Origin of the sequence: Bradyrhizobium sp. 31Argb, from assembly GCF_043638955.1 — a bacterium.
Lineage (GTDB): Bacteria > Pseudomonadota > Alphaproteobacteria > Rhizobiales > Xanthobacteraceae > Bradyrhizobium.
The window spans coordinates 1-2235 of sequence record NZ_JBEGDB010000523.1; the positions used below are offsets into that span (position 1 = coordinate 1).

Consider the following 2235-nt stretch of genomic DNA (forward strand, 5'->3'; position numbering starts at 1 on the left):
GGCATTGGGGCAGCGAGAGGAGCTCAAAGCCAAGCTCTTCCACGTTCAATCGGATGGAGCTCGGCGTGACTCGGACGATTGCGCAGGGCGTGACAATGTCATTGTCGTGCCGATGGAAATCACCATTGATCTTGCTCATGGTTTTGGAGAGGTGCGCAGGGTAGTCGCAGCCGAATGCGCTCAACTGAGGGAGCACGATAGCTTTGCGCGAGATCTTACTACGCGCTGCGCGACACAGCGAGGTGTGGAGGTGCAACGATCGGACCGGCTGAGGCCGATTGGGATCAGTATTACGGCAAACAGCTGTTCTGCCCATAGTGATTTAGCGTTGAATGCTAGTTCGGAGCCAGCCTTATGTGGTGATTTGCTGACGTTTGAGGTTTTGCGCTCTGGATGGGAGCTTTCGATGCCGCTTTCATGCCAGTCGCGTGATCCCGATCGGATCAACCACATGGTGCAAAATTTGATTTGTGCTCTGATGGTCGATACCGAGCAGCCGGTTCGGCGGATTGAGCTGCTGTCGACCGCTGAGCGCACGCATCTTTTGGAGGAGTTGAACCGGACGGGCGTCTTATCCTTCGAACAAGTGCATTCAAGAGCTGTTCGAGGTCGAGGTGAGGAAAGCGCCCAACGAAACTTCTATTACTTTACTCGAACGAGAATTTGAGCGTGACGAGCTTCAGAAGCTGCTCTCTCTGGGTGCGTAGAAATGACAGATATCGTTAGGGGCAGTTTGGAAAATCTGGATGTAGAAGGCTTGAGCAAGCTTCTAGTCCTCGCCAAGGAGAGAAACCGGAGTAGCAGCCGAAAAGCTACGTTGATACGAAAGGTTGGGCGCCAAACCGCGCTAGCACCATCGTTTGCGCAGCAGCGGCTGTGGTTTTTGGCGCAGCTGGATCAGGGCGGCACACACTATCACGTGCCGTCGGCCTGGCGGCTCAAGGGTGGGCTCGACCGCAGCGCCTGGCAGCGCAGCCTGGACCGTTTGTTTGCGCGGCATGAGGCGCTGCGCAGTCGCTTTGTCGCGCTGGAGGGCAAGCCCCGGGTTGAGCTTCTGCCGGAGGAGGCGGGGCTGCCGGTTGTGGAGCACGATCTGCGGGGCAGGCTGGATGCGGACGCCGCGCTGTCGCAGCTGTGCCAGCAGGAGGCGCGCACGCCGTTCGATCTGGCGCGGGGCCCGCTGATCCGCGGCCGGCTGATCCGGCTGTCGGACGAGGCGCACGTGTTCCTGCTGACCCAGCACCACATCGTCTCGGACGGCTGGTCGCTGGGCGTGTTGGTGCGCGAGCTCACTCAGCTGTACCAGGCGTTCGTGGCCGGAGACGACGATCCGCTGCCGCCGCTTGCGCTGCAGTATCCGGACTATGCCGCCTGGCAGCGGCAGTGGCTGTCGGGCGCGCGGCTGCAGCGCCAGGCGCAGTATTGGCGCAGCAATCTGTGCGGCGCGCCGGCCCGTCTGGCGCTGCCGACGGACCGGCCGCGGCCGGCGCAGCAGTCGTTTGCCGGGGCCGGTGTGGCGGTGGTGATCGATGCGGATCTGACGCGGGGGCTGAAGCGGCTGAGCCGGCAGCATGGCACGACATTGTTCATGACGGTGCTGGCGGGGTGGGCTGCGGTGCTGTCGCGGCTGTCGGGGCAGGACGACATTGTGATCGGGGTGCCGAGCGCCAATCGGGGGCACCGCGAGATCGAAGAGCTGATCGGCTTCTTCGTCAACACGTTGGCGGTTCGGCTCGACCTGTCGGGCGGGCCGAGCGTGTCGGAGCTGTTGGAGCGGACGCGGCGCACGGCCCTGGGAGCGCAGGAGCACCAGGACCTGCCGTTTGAGCAGGTGGTGGAGATCGTGCAGCCGTCGCGGTCGCTGGATCACACGCCGTTGTTCCAGGTGATGCTGGCCTGGGAGAACAACGCCGCTCAGTCCTTCGATCTTGCCGGGCTGATGGTGGAGGCGGCCGGGGACGGGTACGACCAGGTCAAGTTCGATCTGGAGCTGAGCCTTGGCGAGCAGGGTGAGGTGATCGCCGGGACGCTGGGCTATGCCACGGCGCTGTTCGATCGCGCGAGCATTGAGCGGCAGCGGGATTATCTGCTGGCGCTGCTGCGGGCGATGGTTGCCGATGCGCAGCAAGAGGTCGGGCGGATTGAGCTGCTGCCGGCTGCTGAGCGCAGGTATCTGCTGGAGGAACTGAACCGGACGGCGGCGCCGTATCCCTCGCAGCGGTGCATCCACGAGCT

General features: G+C 63.1%; 2 protein-coding genes. Both read left to right on the forward strand.

The features are described 5' to 3' along the window. On the forward strand, positions 1-667 hold a 667-nt coding region (locus AAFX91_RS40945), incomplete at its 5' end, for a hypothetical protein (RefSeq protein ID WP_394570267.1). Between the two features lie 216 nt (positions 668-883). Further along, positions 884-2235 (forward strand): condensation domain-containing protein (locus tag AAFX91_RS40950; RefSeq protein WP_394570268.1); only part of this gene is annotated, 1352 nt, incomplete at its 3' end.